Source organism: Rhizobacter sp. P2_H2 (assembly GCF_056403375.1).
Window position 1 is genome coordinate 1 of record NZ_JBFUFP010000759.1, and the last position, 2,683, is coordinate 2,683.

The window sequence follows — 2,683 nt, forward strand, 5'->3', positions numbered from 1 at the left end:
CGCTCCACAGACTCCCCGCACCCGCCTTCTGCCACCGCCCTGCCTTTTGGGAGGTGACAAGCGAACAAGTGGGGGTTGAGCCCGGGTTGTCACCCGGGCTACGAATCAGACCCAGCCGAGCGCGCCGACCACCGCGCCGAGTGCCACCATCCACAGCGGGCTCAGGCGCGTCTTCAGCATCACCGCGATCGTCAGCCCGATCAGCACGATCGCACCGGGCTCGCTGCGCACCGGGTCCGAGAGGATCCAGCCGGTGGCCAGCAGCAGGCCGAGCGTCAACGGCGCGAGGCCGGTCTTGAAGGCCCGCACGCCCAGCGTCTCGCGCCGCGAATGGCCCCAGCGCGTGGCCCACAGCGCGAGCGTGGTCGACGGCAGCATGATGCCCAGCAGCGTGACCGCCGCACCCGCGAGCCCCGCCGCATTGAAGCCGAGCACCGCGACGAACAGCACGTTCGGCCCCGGTGCCGCTTGCGCCAGCGCGACCGAGGCGGTGAACAGGTCATCGCTCAGCCAGTGCCGCTCGCCGACCAGGTAGCGGTGCATGTCGGGCGCGGTGGTGATCGCACCGCCGACGGCCAGCAGGCTCAGCATCAGGAAGTGGGTGAACAGCGCGAACAGGTCGTTCGCACTCAGGCCATGCAGGTCGAACAGGCTCACCGCCGCAGCCTCCACCACGCCGCCGCGATGCCGACGGCGCCCAGCCCCGCCAGCACCCACACCAGCGGCCAGCGCATCAGCGCGACCATCACGAAGGTGCAGGCGCCGATCGCGAGGCTGAGCGGCAGGCCCATCTCGTTGCGCTTCAGGCTGGTGGCGAGCTTCAGGCCGGTCGCGATGATCAGCCCCGCCGAGACCGCGCCCATGCCGCGCAGGGCGCCGCTGACCAGCGGTTGCTGCGCGGCCCGTGCGTACAGCGCCGCCAGCACCAGCACGATGACGAGCGGCGCGAGCATCATGCCGGCCAGCGCGGTGAACGCGCCGCGCAGCCCGAAGAAGCGGTCGCCGATCATCAGCGACAGGTTCACGATGTTCGGCCCCGGCAGCACCTGGGCGACCGACAGGATCTCGACGAACTCGTCGCGGTCGAGCCAGCGCTCGCGCTCGACCAGCTCGCGCTGCGCCACCGCCAGCACGCCGCCGAAGCCCTGCAGCGCGAGGCGGTTGAAGACGCGGAACAGCTCGCCGAGCGAGCCCGGCTGGCGCGACTCCAGCACCGGATCGCTCAACGGATGACCCGCAGCGCTTCCGGGTTCACCAGTTGCGTCGGCGTGCCGTTGATGAAGTTGATGACGTTGTCGAAGGCCGCGCTGAAGTACAGCTCGTAGCTGTCCTGCTCCACGTAGCCGATGTGCGGCGTGCACACCGCATTCTCGAGCCGCAGCAGCGGGTGGCCCTGCAGGATCGGCTCGCTCTCGAACACGTCGACCGCCGCCATGCCGGGCTTGCCGCGGTTCAGCGCCGAGACCAGCGCACCTTCCTCGACCAGCTCGGCGCGCGAGGTGTTGACCAGCAGCGCGGTCGGCTTCATGCGGGCGAGGTCGTCGGAGGTCACGATGCCGCGCGTCGCGTCGACCAGCCGCAGGTGCAGCGACAGCACATCGCAGGTCTCGAAGAAGGCGTCGCGCGATTCGGCGGCCTGGTGGCCGTCGGCGCGCGCCTTCTCGCGCGAGGCCTCGCTGCCCCACACCACCACCTGCATGCCGAAGGCGCGGCCGTAGCCGGCCACCAGCTGCCCGATCTTGCCGTAGCCCCACAGGCCGAGGGTCTTGCCCTTGAGCACCATGCCGAGGCTGAAGTTGGCCGGCATCGAGGCCGCCTTCAGGCCCGACTGCTGCCACGCGCCGTGCTTCAGGTTGCCGATGTACTGCGGCAGCCGGCGCATCGCCGACATGATCAGCGCCCAGGTCAGCTCGGCCGGCGCGACCGGCGAGCCGACGCCTTCGGCCACCGCGATGCCCAGGCGCGTGCAGGTCTCGAGGTCGATGTGCGAGCCGACGCGGCCGGTCTGCGAGATCAGCTTGAGCTTGGGCAGCTTTTCAAGCAGCTGGCGCGGGAACTGGGTGCGTTCGCGGATCAGCACCAGCACCTCGGCGTCGCGCAGGCGCACCGCCAGCTGGCCGATGCCCTTGACGGTGTTGGTGAACACCTTGGCATTCAAGTGCTCCAGGCGCCGGGCGCACCTGAGCTTGCGGACCGCATCTTGGTAGTCGTCGAGGATGATGATGTTCACGGCTTTGATTGTGCATGCTCGCCAGCAGGAAGCGGCGAGGACGGCTAGCATCCGGCCCCACACCCCTTCTCACACAACCCTCCGGAGACCGCAATGCCCCTCACCATGTACTCGGCCAGCGTGCCGATCTTCCTGCGCAGCCTCGACAACATCGGCAAGTGGCTGGACAAGGCCGAAGCCTGCGCGCAGGCGAAGAAGTTCGACGTCAGCGTGCTGCTCGGCACGCGCCTGGCGCCCGACATGCTGCCGTTCACACGGCAGGTGCAGCTGACCAGCGACGCAGCCAAGTTCGCCGCGGCCCGGCTGGCCGGCATCGAGGCGCCGAAGTTCGACGACGTGGAGACGACGCTGCCCGAGTTGCGCGAGCGCATCGCGAAGACGGTGGCTTTCCTGGAGTCCGTGCCGGCCGAGAAGATCATCGGCAGCGACGACCGGGATGTGACGATCCCGCGC

General features: G+C 69.5%; 4 protein-coding genes. 1 reads left to right on the forward strand and 3 read right to left on the reverse strand.

Features of this window, described 5'->3' with window-relative positions; translation table 11 throughout:
- Nucleotides 1-105 precede the first annotated feature (105 nt).
- From AC1D15_RS25860 to AC1D15_RS25870, 3 genes are read right to left on the reverse strand one after another with little or no spacing between them, the layout of a single operon-like run.
- Nucleotides 106-657, reverse strand: a complete 552-nt coding sequence (locus tag AC1D15_RS25860) for a chromate transporter (RefSeq protein WP_477828242.1) — start codon at nucleotides 655-657, stop codon at nucleotides 106-108.
- Nucleotides 654-1,226, reverse strand: coding sequence for a chromate transporter (locus AC1D15_RS25865; protein ID WP_477828243.1), 573 nt, complete (start codon nucleotides 1,224-1,226; stop codon nucleotides 654-656). Before AC1D15_RS25865 ends, AC1D15_RS25860 begins: the two co-directional genes overlap by 4 nt.
- Nucleotides 1,223-2,230 carry a D-2-hydroxyacid dehydrogenase family protein gene (locus AC1D15_RS25870; RefSeq protein WP_465111671.1) on the reverse strand — a complete coding sequence of 336 codons (1,008 nt, stop codon included), beginning with the start codon at nucleotides 2,228-2,230 and terminating at the stop codon, nucleotides 1,223-1,225. The genes AC1D15_RS25865 and AC1D15_RS25870 overlap by 4 nt, the downstream gene beginning before the upstream one ends.
- A 93-nt stretch (nucleotides 2,231-2,323) precedes the next feature.
- Here AC1D15_RS25870 and AC1D15_RS25875 point away from each other — a divergent pair.
- A partial coding sequence (locus AC1D15_RS25875) for a DUF1993 domain-containing protein (protein ID WP_477828244.1) occupies nucleotides 2,324-2,683 on the forward strand: 360 nt, incomplete at its 3' end.